18 protein-coding genes are annotated in these 17,515 nt (G+C 59.2%); 10 read left to right on the top strand and 8 right to left on the bottom strand.

The window, feature by feature from the left end; translation table 11 throughout:
- Positions 1–117: 117 nt before the first annotated feature.
- From AC07VR_RS01105 to AC07VR_RS01125, 5 genes are all read right to left on the bottom strand, one after another.
- Positions 118–744, bottom strand: a complete 627-nt coding sequence (locus tag AC07VR_RS01105; RefSeq protein ID WP_494995106.1) for a helix-turn-helix transcriptional regulator — start codon at positions 742–744, stop codon at positions 118–120.
- 89 nt (positions 745–833) lie between these two features.
- Complete coding sequence (locus AC07VR_RS01110; protein WP_494995105.1) at positions 834–1,961, bottom strand: NAD(P)/FAD-dependent oxidoreductase; 1,128 nt, start codon at positions 1,959–1,961, stop codon at positions 834–836.
- A gap of 161 nt (positions 1,962–2,122) precedes the next feature.
- A complete protein-coding gene (locus AC07VR_RS01115) occupies positions 2,123–3,079 on the bottom strand; it encodes an ornithine cyclodeaminase family protein (RefSeq protein ID WP_495010273.1) in 957 nt (318 codons plus the stop codon).
- A 128-nt stretch (positions 3,080–3,207) separates the two neighbouring features.
- The gene (rhlB, locus tag AC07VR_RS01120; RefSeq protein ID WP_495010274.1) at positions 3,208–4,695 is read right to left on the bottom strand and encodes an ATP-dependent RNA helicase RhlB; all 1,488 of its coding nucleotides are present in this window, start codon (positions 4,693–4,695) and stop codon (positions 3,208–3,210) included.
- Between the two features lie 96 nt (positions 4,696–4,791).
- Positions 4,792–5,448, bottom strand: coding sequence for an alpha/beta hydrolase (locus tag AC07VR_RS01125; RefSeq protein ID WP_494995102.1), 657 nt, complete (start codon positions 5,446–5,448; stop codon positions 4,792–4,794).
- Positions 5,449–5,914: 466 nt separating this feature from the next.
- Between AC07VR_RS01125 and AC07VR_RS01130 the strand changes: the two genes are divergently transcribed.
- From AC07VR_RS01130 to AC07VR_RS01170, 9 genes are all read left to right on the top strand, one after another.
- Positions 5,915–6,946, top strand: coding sequence for an amino acid ABC transporter substrate-binding protein (locus AC07VR_RS01130; protein WP_494995101.1), 1,032 nt, complete (start codon positions 5,915–5,917; stop codon positions 6,944–6,946).
- Between the two features lie 65 nt (positions 6,947–7,011).
- Complete coding sequence (locus tag AC07VR_RS01135; protein WP_494995100.1) at positions 7,012–8,193, top strand: amino acid ABC transporter permease; 1,182 nt, start codon at positions 7,012–7,014, stop codon at positions 8,191–8,193.
- A gap of 10 nt (positions 8,194–8,203) precedes the next feature.
- Positions 8,204–9,301 carry an amino acid ABC transporter permease gene (locus tag AC07VR_RS01140; RefSeq protein WP_495010275.1) on the top strand — a complete coding sequence of 366 codons (1,098 nt, stop codon included), beginning with the start codon at positions 8,204–8,206 and terminating at the stop codon, positions 9,299–9,301.
- A gap of 10 nt (positions 9,302–9,311) precedes the next feature.
- Complete coding sequence (locus AC07VR_RS01145; protein WP_494995098.1) at positions 9,312–10,076, top strand: amino acid ABC transporter ATP-binding protein; 765 nt, start codon at positions 9,312–9,314, stop codon at positions 10,074–10,076.
- 144 nt (positions 10,077–10,220) lie between these two features.
- Entirely contained in the window at positions 10,221–10,880 is a 660-nt protein-coding gene (locus tag AC07VR_RS01150) for a FadR/GntR family transcriptional regulator (RefSeq protein WP_494995097.1), read from the top strand.
- Positions 10,870–12,186, top strand: a complete 1,317-nt coding sequence (locus AC07VR_RS01155; RefSeq protein ID WP_495010276.1) for a CynX/NimT family MFS transporter — start codon at positions 10,870–10,872, stop codon at positions 12,184–12,186. The genes AC07VR_RS01150 and AC07VR_RS01155 overlap by 11 nt, the downstream gene beginning before the upstream one ends.
- Before the next feature lie 100 nt (positions 12,187–12,286).
- Positions 12,287–12,757: a nuclear transport factor 2 family protein gene (locus AC07VR_RS01160; RefSeq protein WP_495010277.1), complete on the top strand. Its 471-nt coding sequence runs from the start codon at positions 12,287–12,289 to the stop codon at positions 12,755–12,757.
- A gap of 53 nt (positions 12,758–12,810) precedes the next feature.
- Complete coding sequence (locus tag AC07VR_RS01165; RefSeq protein WP_495010278.1) at positions 12,811–13,155, top strand: GIY-YIG nuclease family protein; 345 nt, start codon at positions 12,811–12,813, stop codon at positions 13,153–13,155.
- 64 nt (positions 13,156–13,219) lie between these two features.
- Positions 13,220–14,155, top strand: coding sequence for a glutathione S-transferase family protein (locus tag AC07VR_RS01170; RefSeq protein ID WP_495010279.1), 936 nt, complete (start codon positions 13,220–13,222; stop codon positions 14,153–14,155).
- A 112-nt stretch (positions 14,156–14,267) separates the two neighbouring features.
- On the opposite strand, the gene AC07VR_RS01175 is transcribed toward AC07VR_RS01170, so the two are convergent.
- Complete coding sequence (locus AC07VR_RS01175) at positions 14,268–14,615, bottom strand: glutaredoxin domain-containing protein (protein WP_494995092.1); 348 nt, start codon at positions 14,613–14,615, stop codon at positions 14,268–14,270.
- Positions 14,615–15,619, bottom strand: coding sequence for a nucleoid-associated protein YejK (gene yejK, locus AC07VR_RS01180; protein WP_494995091.1), 1,005 nt, complete (start codon positions 15,617–15,619; stop codon positions 14,615–14,617). Before yejK ends, AC07VR_RS01175 begins: the two co-directional genes overlap by 1 nt.
- Positions 15,620–16,015: 396 nt before the next feature.
- Here yejK and AC07VR_RS01185 point away from each other — a divergent pair, with 396 nt between their 5' ends.
- Positions 16,016–16,297: an HU family DNA-binding protein gene (locus AC07VR_RS01185; RefSeq protein ID WP_003440137.1), complete on the top strand. Its 282-nt coding sequence runs from the start codon at positions 16,016–16,018 to the stop codon at positions 16,295–16,297.
- A 102-nt stretch (positions 16,298–16,399) separates the two neighbouring features.
- Here AC07VR_RS01185 and rlmF read toward each other — a convergent pair whose 3' ends face one another.
- Entirely contained in the window at positions 16,400–17,422 is a 1,023-nt protein-coding gene (rlmF, locus tag AC07VR_RS01190; protein ID WP_494995089.1) for a 23S rRNA (adenine(1618)-N(6))-methyltransferase RlmF, read from the bottom strand.
- Positions 17,423–17,515: the final 93 nt, after the last annotated feature.

Genomic DNA, 17,515 nt, shown 5'->3' on the forward strand with positions numbered 1-17,515 from the left:
ATACATTGCAATCGCGGGCAAGCCTCGCTCCTACAGACCCCATTATCCGTAGGAGCGAGGCTTGCCCGCGAAGCGATGGTAAGAACCATAAATCTGATTCAGGTCAAACGCGGACCTTCAGCCCTTCAATTCTTTCAAATGCTTGTACACCGTCGCCCGGCCCATGTTCAGTACATTCGCCACATAATTGGACGCGCTTTTGCCCTTGAAGGCGCCTTCAGCGTGCAGGGCCAGCACCAGCTCGCGTTTATGCTCGCGGGTCAGCAGGTTGAGGCTCAGCTGACGTTCTTGCATCCATGCGTGCAGGAAGGTGTTGATTCGCTCCTGCCAGTCATCACGAAACAGTGAGTCCGGTTGCGCAATCAGCTTGCTCGGCGACAGGAACAAATCCAGCGCCGCCTTGGCATTTTCGAACAGCGAAATATTCAGGTTGATACACAGCACAGCCAGAGGCTGGCCATCGCTGTCGCGCAGCACACTGCTGAGGCTGCGGATTTTTTGACCGTCCCAGTTGAGCTTTTCGTAAGGGCCAATGTTTCGTTCGCTGACCTCTTCGCTGAGCATGTCTTCCAGCGCGGCATCGTCGCCGATTTCGCGTTTGGACAGGTTGTTGGCGATGTAGTCGATCTTTTGCGTGCGCAAATCGTGCAGCACCACCTCGGCGTGGGGATAAAACAGCGTGGCAATGGCGTCGGCAATCGCCCGGAAGTTTTCCAGGGCGGGATCTTGTCGAGGTGGTGTCATAGGGAGTTGCTCCAGGCAGCGTCAGCGCCCTATCGAAAAGGGCGCTGGAAGTGTGCCGCAATCGAGGCGGGTCGTCACCTGAGGGCGTTTTAACCGAGGCGAGCGGGGGAGAGCATTGCGGCGCTCAGACCAAAGCGCGTCAGTTGTTCAGGCAGGGCTTCGCCGCGTACCAGTGCCGCACCGGCCTGACCCATGGCGGGCGAGGTCTGGATGCCATAACCGCCTTGGGCCGCGACCCAGAACAGCCCCGGCACCTGCTGGTCAAAGCCGCACAAAAGGTCACCGTCGCTGACGAAACTGCGCAGTCCGGCCCAGGTTCGGGTCGGGCGGCGGATGGTCAGCGTGGTGGCTTCTTCAATCTGGTAAATGCCCATGGCGATGTCCAGCTCTTCAGGCTGTACGTCGTGAGGTTCGACCGGGTCGGCGTTGGCCGGTGAGCCGAGGAACATCCCGGCATCCGGTTTCATGTAGAACGACTCGTCGAGGCTGACCAGCATCGGCCAGTCATGGATATCCACCCCTTCAGGGCCGGCGAAGATAAATGCCGCACGACGCTTGGGCTGCAGGCCGAGCGGCCTGGCCCCGGCCATCTCACCGATTTTATCGGCCCAGGCACCTGCCGCATTGATCACCACCGCAGCGCTGAAGGTCTGTTTGGCGGTCTTGACCTGCCAATTACCTTGGGCGTCACGGGTCAGGCTCTGGACTTCACTGTCGGTATGCACTTCACCCTGATTGCGCCGGATACCGCGCAGGTAGCCTTGGTGCAGGGCGTCGGTGTCGATATCGCTGGCGCTCGGGTCATAAATCGCCCCGTGAACTTTCTCCCGGCGCAGGATCGGCAGGCGTTCGCAGGCTTGCTCGGCGCTGAGCAATTGCATCTCCGGCACGCTGGCCTTGGCGCTCAGGTATTGGCTGTTCAACTCTGTCGGGTCGCCGGTGAAGTCCACAGTCATTTCACCACGCGGGGTCAGCAACGGGTGCTCGCAGAAACCGGCCGGCGGCGCGTCGAAGAATTCCCGGCTGGCGAGGGTCAATGCACGGACCTGGGCGGTGCCATAAGCGGCGGTGTATAAGGCGGCGGAACGCCCGGTCGAGTGATAGGCCGGATGCGATTCACGCTCCAGCACAATCACCCGAGCCTGACGCGATAGCCAGTAACCGGTGGACGCACCGGCGATACCGCCGCCGATGATGATGAAATCTGCCTGGGGCATGGGGGTTCTCCTGTCACTGCTCAATGCTTTTGTAGGAGCGAGCGGTGCGGCGATCCGACTTGCCCGCGATGAACGATGACGCGGTAAATCAGACAGACCGCAGCGCCTGATTTCGCGGGCAAGTCGGATCGCCGCATCGCTCGCTCCTACAGGTGTTGGTATTAGCCGATGCGTTTTTGTAGAAGGTAGATAGCATTGGCTAGCGCGATGTCTTCCAGGCCCAGGCCAATGGAACGGAAGAATACGTGGCGGTCGTAGGCCGGGCGCGGCGCCTTATCGGCAAGCAGCTCTGGCAGGTCGCCTAGAATGGCGCTCCTGTCCCAGCCATGCTGCTCGCTGGCGATCAGCATTTCCCCGGCCGAGCCTGGGGTGGTCTGACGATAGTCGCAATAGACCTGCATTTCATTCAGGGTTTGCGGCGGCACTTCGTGAGCCCGTGGCGCGTTGGTGCTGATCGAGGTGATCAGTGCCGGTTTACTGAGGGTGCGCGGGTCGATCACCGGGCCCGCGGAGGAGGTGCAGAGCATGATCACGTCGGCGTCCTGAAGCGCCTGCTCGCGGCTGGCAACGATTTGCAAGCGCGGGTCAAGGGTGCTGATTGGCGCCAGCTCTTCAGGGCTTTTGCCGGCCAGGGCTGGCGAGTAGAGGCTGATGCTCTGCCAGTCGCGCAGCGTCTTCACATAGCGCAGGTGAGCCAGGGCCACCGGGCCGCTGCCAATAATCGCAAGACGCCTGGCGTGCGGCTCAGCCAGGGCGTCGATGGCCACAGCGGTCGCGGCGGCGGTGCGGGCGACCGTCAGTTCGCCTGCGTCGCAGAGTAGCAGCGGTTGACCATTGTCCATCGACATCAGCAGCGTCCAGGCCGTCACCAGTGCGCCTTCGCTGCGCACGATATAGGGTGAGGTTTTCACGCCGTAGACGCGGTCTTCGGCCAGAACGCCAAGGTAATTGATGAAATCGCCGGCGCCTTGGGGGAACTCCACCAATTGCTGGGCTGGTTGCACGGCATGCCCGGCGGCCAGATCACGAAACATCTTGCGCAGAATCTGCGGCACGTCGAGGTGTTCGAGTAGCTGGCGGGCCTGGGCTTTGGCGACCACATAAGGCGTGCTGGACATGCTGATGCTCCGTGGAAGTGAATGTAAACTAATTTGTCCATTATGGACTTATAGTTCCATATGACAATATCCAGACGAAAAAAAACGCAGACCGTTTCCGGGCTGCGTCTCTTTTGTTGCGCCGGGTTCTACGGGCGCTTGCGCTCTACTGCGCGCAGTAGATGCGTCGGCGGTGTCTCGCAACTGATCTTGCGACCCAGCAGCGCCTCGATGGACGGTAGCTGGTAGGAGTCGTCTTCACCGGCGAAGCTGATGGACACACCATCGGCGCCCGCACGACCGGTCCGGCCAATGCGGTGGACGTAATCGTCCGGCACTTCCGGCAGGGTGAAGTTGATCACGTGGCTGATGCCGTCGATGTGAATCCCGCGACCGGCGACATCGGTGGCCACCAGCACGCGAATCTTGCCTTCGCGGAAGCCTTCCAGGGTCTTGATGCGCTTGTGTTGTGGAACGTCGCCGGAAAGCTGGGCGGCGTTGACACCGTCACGCACCAGACGTTCTTCGATGCGCCGCACTTCGTCCTTGCGGTTGGCGAAGACCATCACCCGTTCCCAGCCGTTGTCGTTCACCAGGTTGTAGAGCAGTTTGTATTTGTCGGCAGCGGCAACAGCATAGATGTGCTGTTCGACGTTCTCGCTGGCAACGTTCTCGGATTCGATTTCAACGATGGACGGGTCGGTGGTCCATTGCTTGGCCAGGTTCATCACGTCTTCGGTGAAGGTCGCAGAGAACAGCAGGGTCTGACGCTCGTTTTTCGGCGGAGTCTGGCGAATGATCTGACGCACTTGTGGGATGAAACCCATGTCGAGCATTCGGTCGGCTTCGTCCAGGACCATCACTTCGACCATGTCCAGGTGCACGTCGCCGCGCTGGTTGAAGTCCAGCAGACGGCCCGGGGTGGCCACGAGGATGTCGCAGTGGCGGGCCTCGAGGTGCTTGAGCTGCTTGTCGAAGTCCATGCCGCCAACGAACGTCATGACGTTGAGGTCGGTGTACTTGGTCAGGTTGGCGGCGTCCTTGGCGATCTGCACCACCAGCTCGCGGGTCGGCGCGATGATCAGCGCCCGCGGTTCACCCATGTAGCGCTCTTTCGGCGGTGGGGTTTGCAGCAGCTGGGTGATGATCGAGATCAGGAACGCGGCGGTTTTGCCGGTACCGGTCTGGGCGCGGCCGATAGCGTCTTTGCCTGCCAGGGTGAAACCCAGCACCTGCGCCTGGATCGGGGTGCAGTACGGGAAACCCAGGTCCTGGATCGCGTGCATTAATTCTGGCGCAAGCTTGAAATCGTGGAAACGGGTTTTGCCTTCCTGGGGTTCGACGACGAAATCTTCGAGTTTCCAGGGAGTGACAGGCGCTTTCGGCGCGTGCGCGCGACGAGGTTGCTCTGGTTTGGGCTTTTCGCTGCGCGGTTGTTCGGAGGCCGGAGCCGCTGCCGGTTGAGCTTGGGGAGTGTTCACCGGCTCTTTTTTAGGCGCGGTGTCAGGCACGGCGCGACCAGGCTGATTACCGTCGGTGCGGCTGCCGGGGCTGTGGGAAGGTGCAATGGAGCCAGGCGCGAGCTGCTCAGCCTCGCTTTTACCAAACATTTTCTTGAGTGCTTTGAGCACGGTCATCTCATCAATTGGTTAAGGAATGTACGCCGGGCAGTGTAATGCAAGAATCGGGCGCGGCGTAGTGGATTGCTTAAAGGGCTACAGGAAGTTTCTATTTCAACGCAAACGGTTGGTGATCCAGGCGCCAATGTCGCGAATTTCATCGGGTAACACTTCATGGCCCATTGGGTATTCCTGCCATGTCACGGTGACATCAAGTCGCTTCAAATGCTCGTAGGCAGTTCGACCCATGGCGTTTTGTACGACGTCATCGTAGTGGCCATGCAGGCAATACACCGGGATCCGCTGTTGGCTGGCCGACAATTGCAGTTCGTCACTGAATGTCGGTGCATAAGTAGAGAGGGCGATTACGCCACCCAAGGGGCCTTGCCATTTCAAGAAGGCGGTGTGCAGCACCACCGCACCGCCCTGGGAAAAACCGGCTAGAAAAATCCGCGAGGCGTCTATTCCGCTGGCGCGCTGTTCTTCGATCAAATCGGTGAGCGACCGCGCGGACTCATCCAGCTGCTCGCGGTTGATTGCCCGCGCCGGGTTCATGGCCAGAATGTCGTACCAGCTCGGCATTTCATAGCCGCCGTTGATGGTCACGGCGCGGGTCGGCGCTTGTGGCAGAACAAAGCGGGTAGTCAGCAGGCTTTCTTGTAGCGCCTCGGCTACCGGCAGGAAATCGTAGCGGTCGGCGCCCAGGCCATGCAGCCAGATCACGCAGGCATCGACGGGCTTGCTGGGCTGAAGAATCAAGGTCTGGGTCATGTCTGCTCCATTAGTGTGCGTGCGCTCTGATTGAGTGCGACGTCAGAGTGCGCTTCTGGTTAATCAGTTAAGAAGATGTCGCAAGGTTGCAAGTTTTGCTATTGACCTGCCGCTGAAACGCTTTAGCGGCAGGTGTGGTACGGGCTTTGCTATGTGGAAAGCTGTGCAAGTAATCCTGCGCCGAGCGGTAACACTATCAGTCTACCTTCGGTTGTGGGATAGCAAAGAATCCGGTGATGGACGTTCGCCAAGGGCCGCTACGGGCTTCGCGAACATGAAGGGCTACAGCCTGTTCGGCCGATTGGTGAGAAGTGAGTTTTCCATTAAGTGGATTTTCTCCTACTAGACTCATGGCTAGGTCTTACGCCGCTTGACCCTTAAAAAAGCCAACACGGGTCAACAGCGCCTCATAAGGGTGCGGCAAGACTCAAGCTCCGACACAACAAGAGCAAAACTGGAGGTTTGAATGAAGATGTTGAAATCCACCCTGGCCATCGTGACTGCGGCCGCAGTACTCGGTGTCAGTGGGTTCGCTCAGGCGGGTGCAACCCTGGATGCGGTGCATAAGAAAGGTTTCGTACAGTGCGGTGTAAGCGATGGTCTGCCGGGTTTCTCGGTACCGGACGCAACTGGCAAGATCCTCGGGATCGACGCTGACGTCTGCCGCGCTGTGGCCGCTGCCGTATTCGGCGACGCGACCAAGGTCAAATTCAGTCAGTTGAACGCCAAGGAGCGTTTCACCGCGCTGCAATCCGGTGAAATCGACGTACTGTCGCGTAACACCACCATGACCAGCTCTCGCGATGCGGGCATGGGCCTGAAATTTCCGGGTTTCATCACCTATTACGACGGTGTGGGCTTCCTGGCCAACAACAAGCTGGGCGTGAAAAGTGCCAAGGAACTGGATGGCGCGACCATCTGCATTCAAGCCGGTACCACCACTGAGCTGAACGTTTCTGACTACTTCCGTGCCAATGGCCTGAAGTACACCCCGATTACCTTCGATACCTCCGATGAAAGCGCCAAGTCGCTGGAATCCGGTCGTTGCGACGTGCTGACCTCCGACAAATCCCAGCTGTTCGCCCAGCGCAGCAAGCTGGCCTCGCCGAAAGACTATGTGGTGTTGCCGGAAACCATCTCCAAGGAACCTCTGGGGCCGGTGGTCCGTAATGGCGACGACGAGTGGCTGGCCATCGTGCGCTGGACAGGCTACGCCATGCTCAACGCTGAAGAAGCCGGTATCACTTCGAAAAACGTTGTGGAACAAGCCAAGTCCACCAAGAACCCGGACGTTGCCCGTCTGCTGGGCATCGATGGTGAGTACGGCAAGGACCTGAAGCTACCGAAGGACTGGGTCGTCCAAATCGTCAAGCAGGTTGGTAACTACGGCGAAATCTTCGAGAAGAACCTCGGCAAGGGCACGCCGCTGGAAATCGACCGCGGCCTGAACGCCCTGTGGAGCAACGGCGGCATTCAATACGCACCACCTGTGCGCTGATGGTTCTATCACCCGGTGGGCCAACCACCGGGTGATGTTCTGTTCCATTATTTCTGGGGCACTTCATGCAAAATTCAATCGGCGCACCAAAGCAGAGGTTCTCCCTCAGCGATCCTCGAGTGCGTGCGTGGCTCTTCCAGATCATCACGGTTGTCGCGGTGATCGCCATGGGTTGGTACCTGTTCAACAACACTCAGACCAACCTTCAGCACCGGGGCATCACCTCAGGGTTCGGTTTTCTTGAGCGCAGTGCCGGGTTCGGTATCGCCCAGCACCTGATCGATTACACCGAATCGGACAACTATGCCCGCGTCTTCCTGATCGGCCTGCTCAATACCCTGCTGGTGACCTTCATTGGCGTCATTCTGGCGACGATCCTCGGCTTCATCGTTGGCGTTTCCCGACTGTCGCACAACTGGATCATCAGCAAACTGGCGACCGTTTACGTCGAGGTTTTCCGTAACATTCCGCCGCTGCTGCAGATTCTGTTCTGGTACTTCGCGGTGTTCCTGACCATGCCAGGGCCGCGCAACAGTCATAACTTCGGCGACACTTTTTTCGTCAGCAGTCGTGGCTTGAACATGCCGGCAGCCCTGATCTCCGGCGGCTTCTGGCCGTTCATGGTCAGCATCGTGGTGGCCATCGTTGCCATCGTGCTGATGTGCCGCTGGGCCAACAAGCGTTTCGAAGCGACCGGCGTGCCGTTCCACAAGTTCTGGACCGGCCTGGCAATGTTTCTGGTGATTCCTGCGTTGTGCGCGCTGATCTTTGGCGCTCCGCTGCATTGGGAAATACCGAAGCTGCAAGGCTTCAACTTCGTCGGTGGCTGGGTGTTGATCCCGGAACTGCTGGCCTTGACCCTGGCGCTTACGGTGTACACCGCGGCGTTTATCGCCGAGATCGTGCGCTCGGGCATCAAGTCGGTCAGCCATGGCCAGACCGAAGCGGCCCGTTCCCTGGGGCTGCGCAACGGCCCGACCCTGCGCAAGGTGATCATCCCGCAAGCTCTGCGCGTGATCATTCCGCCGCTGACCAGCCAATACCTGAACCTGGCGAAGAACTCCTCGCTGGCTGCCGGTATCGGTTACCCGGAAATGGTTTCGCTGTTTGCCGGCACCGTGTTGAACCAGACCGGTCAGGCCATCGAAGTCATTGCCATCACCATGAGCGTGTACCTGGCGATCAGTATCAGCATTTCCATGCTGATGAACTGGTACAACAAGCGCATTGCGCTGATCGAGCGGTGAGGAAACGCGCATGACGACTCATATTTTCAAACCTGACATGCCACCACCAGGCATCCGCATCGGTGTCGTGGCGTGGATGCGCGAGCACATGTTCTCCAGCTGGATCAACACGCTGCTCACGCTGTTCGCGTTCTACCTGATCTATCTGGTCGTGCCGCCCATCCTGCACTGGGCGTTTCTCGATGCCAACTGGGTCGGTACGACCCGCGCCGACTGCACCAAGGGCGGCGCCTGCTGGGTGTTCATTGAGCAACGCATCGGCCAGTTCATGTACGGCTACTACCCGGTGGATCTGCGCTGGCGCGTGGACCTGACCGTGTTGCTGGCGGTGATCGGCGTGGCCCCGTTGTTCATCACACGCGTCCCGCACAAGGCGATCTACGGCCTGAGCTTCCTGGTGCTGTACCCGATCATTGCCTACACCCTGCTGCACGGCGGCTACCTGGGCCTGAGCAATATCGCCACCAGCCAGTGGGGCGGCCTGATGTTGACCCTGGTAATCGCTACCGTCGGTATTGTCGGTGCGTTGCCGCTGGGAATTCTGCTGGCGCTGGGACGCCGTTCGAACCTGCCGGCGATCCGCGTGGTCTGCGTGACCTTCATCGAGTTCTGGCGCGGCGTGCCCTTGATCACGGTATTGTTCATGTCCTCGGTGATGCTGCCGCTGTTCCTGCCTGAGGGCATGAACTTCGACAAGCTGCTGCGGGCGCTGATCGGCGTGATCCTGTTCCAGTCGGCCTACATCGCCGAGGTGGTGCGCGGTGGTTTGCAGGCCATACCCAAAGGTCAGTACGAAGCGGCCGCGGCGATGGGCCTGGGCTACTGGCGCAGCATGGGCCTGGTGATTCTGCCGCAAGCCCTGAAGCTGGTGATCCCGGGGATCGTCAACACCTTCATCGCACTGTTCAAGGACACCAGCCTGGTGATCATCATCGGCCTGTTCGACCTGCTCAACAGCGTCAAGCAAGCCGCCGCCGACCCGAAATGGCTGGGTATGGCCACCGAAGGCTATGTGTTTGCGGCCCTGGTGTTCTGGATTTTCTGTTTTGGTATGTCCCGCTATTCCATGCACTTGGAACGTAGGCTGGACACAGGCCACAAGCGTTAGGAGTTTTGTGATGAGTGAAGCGATCAAACAGCCTGTGGGCCCTGAAGGCATTATTCAAATGCAGGGTGTGAACAAGTGGTACGGCCAGTTCCACGTGCTGAAAGACATCAACCTGAACGTCAAACAGGGCGAGCGCATCGTCTTGTGCGGGCCGTCCGGCTCTGGCAAGTCGACCACCATTCGTTGCCTCAATCGCCTGGAAGAACACCAGCAGGGCCGCATCGTGGTCGATGGCGTGGAGCTGACCAACGACCTCAAGCAGATCGAAGCGATCCGCCGTGAAGTCGGCATGGTGTTCCAGCACTTCAACCTGTTTCCGCACCTGACCATCCTGCAGAACTGCACGCTGGCTCCGATGTGGGTGCGCAAGATGCCCAAGCGCCAGGCCGAAGAAATCGCCATGCACTATCTGGAGCGCGTACGCATTCCAGAGCAGGCGCACAAATTCCCGGGGCAGCTTTCCGGTGGTCAGCAACAGCGTGTGGCGATTGCCCGTGCGTTGTGCATGAAGCCGAAAATCATGCTGTTCGATGAGCCGACCTCGGCGCTCGATCCGGAGATGGTGAAGGAGGTTCTGGACACCATGATCGGCCTGGCCGAAGACGGCATGACCATGCTCTGCGTAACCCACGAAATGGGCTTCGCCCGCACCGTGGCTAACCGGGTGATCTTCATGGATAAAGGCGAAATCGTCGAACAGGCCGCGCCGAACGACTTCTTCGACAAGCCGCAGAATGAACGGACCAAGCTGTTCTTGAGCCAGATCCTGCATTGATGGGTTAGCCGCTGCACCGATAAACCCGGCCATGTGCCGGGTTTATTTTTGTCTGGAATTTGTGTCCTGCTAGTTGAACTCGTGGCTATATCTGACTATGTTGTCAGGAAATTCATCCGATGATTGGATGAAAAGGCGATTTCCATGACAGATATTTCCCCGTTAGTAAGGCGTTCCCTGGTCGATCAGGCTCTGGAACAGTTGCGTCTGCGCATCAATGACGGCACCTGGACGATCGGCCAGCGCTTGCCCACCGAGCCGGAGCTGGCGATCGAGTTGGGCATCAGCCGCAACACGGTGCGTGAGGCTATGCGGGTGTTGGCGTTTTCCGGGCTGATCGAGATTCGTCAGGGCGACGGCAGTTACTTGCGGGCGGTGGTCGATCCGCTGGACACCATGAAGGTGTTGTCACGCTGTTCCCACGAGCAGGCCCGGGAGACGCGGCACATCCTTGAAGTCGAGGCAATCGGCCTTGCGGCGTTGCGGCGTACGGATGAAGACCTCAAAGCGCTGCATGAAGCGCTGGGCGTCAGCGGCAGTCATTACCACGGCGACCTCGAGAGCTACATCGCGTGTGATCTGGTGTTTCACCGACGGCTGGTGGATGCCGCGCACAACCCCACCTTGAGCGAACTGTACCGCTACTTTTCCAGCATGGTCGGCGCGCATCTGCGCCAGACACTGAGCATCACGCCGCGGCGTCAGGAAGTGTTCGACCTGCACATCGAACTGCTTGAGGCCGTCGAGCAACGGGACCCGGAACGGGCCAAAGCCATTTCCCGGAAGCTGATCAATGAACCTTGAAACCGAGAATCCCATGTCCACCCCACAGGCGACCCGGCGCGGTGTGACGCAACCCAGACGCACGGCGGAGCTTGAGGAGCTATTGATCGACGCCGAAGCGGATGACGAAGAAATCCAGCAAAGCCATCCGCTTTTACGTCGGCCGTGGCTGTTGCTACTGGGATTGATTCTGGTTGCGTTGAACCTGCGCCCGGCGCTGTCGAGCATGGCGCCGTTGCTCAGTGAGGTGTCAAAAAGCCTCGGGCTGTCGGCGGCGCAAGCGGGGCTGCTGACCACATTGCCGGTGCTCTGCCTCGGTCTGTTCGCCCCGCTGGCGCCGATTCTGGCGCGACGTTTCGGTGCCGAGCGGGTGGTGCTGGGAATCTTGCTGACCTTGGCCTGCGGAATCATTCTGCGCAGTTCATACGGTGAAGTCGGCTTGTTTTCCGGCAGCATCCTGGCCGGTGCCAGTATCGGTGTGATCGGTGTGTTGCTGCCGGGCATCGTCAAACGGGACTTTGCCAAACACGCCGGGACCATGACCGGTGTCTACACCATGGCTCTGTGTCTGGGCGCGGCCATGGCGGCGGGGGCGACGGTTCCTCTGAGCCAGCATTTCGAGGGCAGTTGGGCCATGGGGCTGGGTTTCTGGATCCTGCCGGCATTGGTGGCGGTGGTGTTCTGGTTGCCGCAAGTCGGTCAGAAACACGCTACCCACAATGTGGCTTATCGGGTGCGTGGCTTGCTGCGTGATCCGTTGGCCTGGCAGGTGACGCTGTATATGGGCCTGCAATCTTCGTTGGCTTACATCGTTTTCGGCTGGTTGCCATCGATCCTGATCGGTCGTGGCCTGGCACCGACTCAAGCGGGTCTGGTGCTGTCCGGCTCGGTCATCGTCCAGCTGGCCAGCTCGCTGGCCGCGCCTTGGCTGGCAACCCGTGGCAAGGACCAGCGTCTGGCGATCGTCATCGTCATGTGCCTGACGCTCGGCGGTCTGTTCGGTTGTCTCTACGCGCCGCTCGAAGGCCTCTGGGGTTGGGCGATTCTGCTCGGCCTGGGGCAGGGTGGTACCTTCAGCCTGGCGTTGACCCTGATCGTGCTGCGCTCACGGGATGCCCATGTCGCGGCGAACCTCTCGGGCATGGCCCAGGGCATCGGTTACACCCTGGCGTCCATGGGCCCCTTCGCTGTCGGACTTGTGCATGACCTGACAGGCGGCTGGACTGCGCTGGGCTGGATCTTCGGGGTGATCGGTAGCGGTGCCATCATCGCCGGCCTCGGCGCCGGGCGTTCGCTGTACGTTCAGGTCGAAAGCGAAAAGGTCTGAGCCAGGCGCACTATCGGTATTCCCGCCACGAATGCCGATAGTTTTCCCGAGCGCTGCAGACTATCGTGCAGGCATCCTTTCGATTTTTCGGAGCCTGTTTATGAGTGATGCCCACAGCGCATTGATCACTGAGTTCTACACCGCTTTCCAGCGGCTGGATGCCGAGGCCATGAGCGCCTGCTACACCGAGGACGTGGTGTTCAGTGATCCTGCGTTTGGCGAGTTGCGCGGCCGCGATGCCGGCGATATGTGGCGCATGCTGACCACTCGGGCCAAGAACTTCTCTCTGACCTTCGACGATGTCCGTAGCGATGAGCGCACCGGTAGCGCCCAGTGGGTGGCGACCTATCTATTCAGTCAGACCGGCAACACCGTGATCAACGACATTCAGGCACGGTTCGTTTTTCGCGATGGCAAGATCTGTGAACACCACGACCACTTCGATCTGTGGCGCTGGTCGCGGCAGGCGCTGGGTACCAAGGGCTTGTTGCTGGGCTGGACACCATTGGTGAGAAACGCCGTCCGGACCCAGGCCTTGAAGGGATTGAGGGCTTTCCAGGCCAGTCGTTAAGGGCGGGCCTCTGATAAGATCGCAGCTTGTTTTCTGCAAGCCAAGATCCTCACGTGAACAGCAGCCTTGAAGCCCCCATCAACAGCGTCGAACCAGAGCCCGCGGTGAGCAAACCATGGTTCGTCTATCTGGTGCGCGCGGCCAATGGTTCGCTGTATTGCGGGATCAGCGATGATCCCGTGCGACGGTTTGCGGTGCATCAGAGTGGCAAGGGCGCGCGGTTCTTTCTTTCCAGCCCGGCGGTGGCACTGGTTTACACGGAAGTCTGCCGCGACAAGGGTGAAGCCCTGCGTCAGGAACGCCTGATTAAAAAACTCAAGAAAAGCGCCAAGGAATGCCTGGTGACGAGTGCCTCCACAGGCTTTATCAATCTGACTGATAAGGTCCCATCAGGCTGATGGGTAGGCCGCCTACCATTTGCGCGCTAAGCTGGCGACTCTTACTCGTGCGGTGGACTTGAGCATGTCAGATCTGATTCTTCACCATTACCCGACTTCCCCTTTTGCGGAAAAGACCCGGCTGTTGCTGGGTTTCAAGGGCCTGTCATGGCGCTCCGTGAAGATCTCGCCGGTGATGCCAAAACCCGATCTGACAGCGCTGACCGGTGGTTATCGCAAGACGCCAGTCTTGCAGATTGGCGCTGATATCTATTGCGACACCGCGTTGATTGCCCGTCGTCTCGAGCAAGAGAAAGTCTCACCGGCACTGTTTCCTGAAGGTCAGGAAATGATCGCCGCGATGTTCGCCACCTGGGCCGATTCGGTGGTTTTCCAGCATGCGGTCAGCCTGGTGTTCCAGCCAGAGTCGGTGGCGGTGCGCTTCGCCAAATTGTCGCCGGAAGCGATCAAGGCGTTTGTCGCCGACCGTGCCGGTTTTTTCAGTGGCGGTAGTGCCACGCGCTTGTCGGCCGAACAGGCCAAGCATCAGTGGCCGACAATCATGGCCCGTCTGGAGCAGCAACTGCAGCGCGAGCAGGGCGACTTCCTGTTCGGTGAACCGTCGATCGCCGACTTCTCCATGGCCCACCCCTTGTGGTTCCTCAAAGGCACACCGGTTACTGCGCCATTGGTCGATGCGTACCCGGCGGTGTCCGCCTGGCTTGCCCGGGTGATGGGCTTCGGCCATGGCGCATCGAGCGATATGACCGGCGAAGAGGCGCTGGAAATTTCCCGTCAGGCCACGCCAGCCGCTTTGCCGGACGAGCAGTTCGAAGATCCGAATGGTTTCAAGGCCGGTCAGCAGGTGGTGATTGCCGCGATCGACTATGGCGTTGATCCGGTCGCAGGCGAGTTACTGTTTGCGGGTCGCGAAGAGTTGATCCTGCGTCGCGAGGACGAGCGGGGCGGTGTAGTACATGTGCACTTTCCGCGGTTCGGCTTTCGGATTGAAGCACGTTGATTGACAGGTCGAGCGCATAGAGTTGGATGTGTAGGAGCGAGGCTTGCCCGCGAGCAGACGGCGCATTTTTTCAGATGTACCGCGTTGTCTTCATCGCGGGCAAGCCTCGCTCCTATAGCGCTGACAAAATAGCTTCAGGGCTGTAACCGCGAATCAAGGTGCCGTTTACGTCCAGCATCGGAATCCCGCGTCCACCCAATGCCTCATAGGCCTTGCGCCCTTGGGCATCTTTCTCGAAGTCGAACTCGCTATACGGGATGCCTTTCTGGTCCAGGAAGCGTCGGATCAGTTTGCAGTAGCCACACCAGTCGGTGGCGTAGAGCACGACCCTGGCATTGGCCCGGGTCTGCTCGGACACCACCGCTTGCGGGTTGAACACTCGCTCGATTTTCCCCCAGTTCTGGTAGGCCACGACCACCAGCAGAATCAGCAGGAATTTCTTCAGGATCCCGTTCAGCATCAGTTGCGACGCTTGAGCTGATCAGTCAGTTGGGTCGGCAAGCCCTTGATGATGAGCGTGCCGGCTTCTTCGTCGTATTCAATCTTCGAGCCCAGCAGGTGCGCTTCGAAGCTGATGGACAGACCCTCGGCACGCCCGGTGAAGCGGCGGAACTGGTTGAGGGTGCGTTTATCTGCCGGGATTTCCGGCGACAAGCCGTAGTCCTTATTGCGGATGTGGTCGTAGAACGCTTTCGGGCGCTCTTCGTCGATCAGCTCGGACAATTCCTCCAGCCCCATCGGCTCGCCCATTTTTGCCTGGCTGCTGGCGTAGTCCACCAGGGTCTTGGTCTTCTCCCGGGCGGACTCTTCCGGCAGGTCTTCGCTTTCGACGAAATCGCTGAAGGCCTTGAGCAGCGTGCGGGTCTCGCCAGGGCCATCGACGCCTTCCTGGCAGCCGATAAAGTCGCGGAAGTACTCCGAGACCTTCTTGCCGTTCTTGCCTTTGATAAAGGAGATGTATTGCTTGGACTGCTTGTTGTTCTGCCACTCGGAGACGTTGATTCGCGCCGCCAGGTGCAACTGGCCCAAATCAAGGTGGCGCGAGGGGGTCACGTCCAGCTCGGCGTTCACCGCCACGCCTTCGCTGTGGTGCAGCAGGGCAATGGCCAGGTAGTCGGTCATGCCTTGCTGGTAATGAGCGAACAGCACGTGGCCGCCGACCGACAGGTTGGATTCTTCCATCAGCTTTTGCAGGTGTTCGACCGCGATTCGGCTGAAGGCGGTGAAGTCCTTGCCGCCGTCGAGATATTCCTTCAGCCAGCCGCTGAAAGGATGCGCCCCGGACTCGGCATGGAAAAAGCCCCAGGCCTTGCCTTGCTTGGCGTTGTAGCTCTCGTTGAGGTCGGCGAGCATGTTTTCGATGGCCGCGGACTCAGCCAGTTCGGAGTCGCGAGCGTGGAGAACAGCAGGTGTGCCGTCGGGTTTTTTGTCGATCAGGTGGACGATGCAATGACGGATCGGCATGGGCTTCTCGGCTGGTCGTATAGGGAGGGTTGAGCCCCCCAAAAAAGTGCCCAGTGTACCGCACCTATTGGTTTTGGCGCTGTTCGACGGTCGTTTTGGGACTGTCTGACCGGCGTTATGCATTTTTTTACGGTTTTAGTGTGATAAAGCTGACCAAATGGGTAGGTAGAGGCGGATATTTCCCCGTCTCTGTGCTAGTTTTGCCCCGTCTTACGCGCAGTAATGGCGTTAAGCGTGCATTCAGCATTTGTCAGGTCGAACCAAACCCCATTTCCGGTATCTATAACCCCGATCTGTGGTGGTTGTAGCCAGGGGTGCCAAGTCCTGAGGATCTGGCTCGATGGCTGACACTGCACTCTGCAATCCAAATGAATTTGATAGGGAAGGAACACCACAATGGCTATTACTAAAGACCAATTGATCGCTGATATCGCTGAAGCTATCGACGCGCCGAAAACCACCGCGCGTAACGCTCTGGACCAACTGGCTCAAATCGTTGCTGATCAATTGGAAAACGGCGGCGAAATCACTCTGCCAGGTATCGGCAAGCTGAAAGTGACCGAGCGTCCTGCCCGTACTGGCCGTAACCCATCGACTGGCGCTGCCATCGAAATCGCTGCCAAGAAAGTTATCAAGCTGGTCGTGGCTAAAGGCCTGACTGACGCTGTTAACAAGTAAGACGCAGTAAAAAAACCGTGCTCCGGAGCAATCCGGACACGGTTTTTTTGTGCCTGCGATTTCTGCGATTGACCCAGGGTCAATCGCTGTTTCAGCCGTTACTTAGTTTTTGCGAGCCCAACGTTCGCGCCAAGTCTGCTGCTCGGATTTAGTCTGGAAGGTCCAGGCGACGAAGCGGCTTTGCTTCTGCCCTTGGGACATTTCCACGACCTGACTTTCCAGTACGCCGGCCTTTTTCAGCGCCGTCTGGATTGCAGGCAGGTTTGAGGTTTTCGAGACCAGGGTGCTGAACCAGAGCACTTTGTGTTGAAAATGCGCGCTCTCGGCGATCAGTTGCGTCACAAAACGTGCTTCGCCGCCTTCACACCACAGTTCGGCCGATTGACCGCCAAAGTTCAGCACCGGCAGTTTGCGTTTTGGGTCGGCGCGGCCCAGGGCGCGCCATTTACGCTCGCTGCCCTTGGTCGCCTCGTCCATAGATGCGTGGAATGGCGGGTTGCACATGGTCAGGTCAAAGCGCTCGCCGGGTTCGAGCAGGCCCAGCAGAATGTGCTTGGGATTGCTTTGTTGGCGCAACTGGATGGCTTTGTTCAGCCCGTTGGATTGCACGATGGCTTTGGCGGCAGCTACGGCCGTCGGGTCGATTTCCGAGCCGAGGAAGTGCCAGCGGTAATCGCTGTAACCGATCAGCGGATAGACGCAGTTCGCGCCCATGCCGATATCGAGCACCTTGACCGGCGCACCGCGAGGGATTTCGCCGTCGTTGACGCTGGCCAGCAGGTCCGCCAGGAAGTGCACGTAATCGGCACGACCCGGAACCGGCGGGCACAGGTAGTCGGCCGGGATATCCCAATGGGCGATGCCATAGAACGATTTGAGCAGCGCCCGGTTGAACACCCGCACCGCGTCAGGGCTGGCGAAGTCGATGCTTTCCTTGCCGTACGGGTTGATGATCACGAACTTCGCCAGTTCCGGCGTGGTTTTTATCAGCGCCGGGAAGTCGTAACGACCCTGATGGCGATTGCGCGGATGCAGGCTGGCCTTCTCGCGGGGTACGACGGCTTTGGGCGTAGTCGCGGGTTTAGGTTTTTTGCGCGCTGGTTTGGGTGTGCTGGGGGCGGTCATGGGCGAGGTCGATTCGGGTATGGCTTAAAGTGACGGGCATTGTCCCACATCTATCGTCGGGTGCGAGATCGCCAAGATCGCAGGCTTCGCCAA

It is taken from the genome of Pseudomonas sp. GW821-FHT02H09, assembly GCF_059421425.1.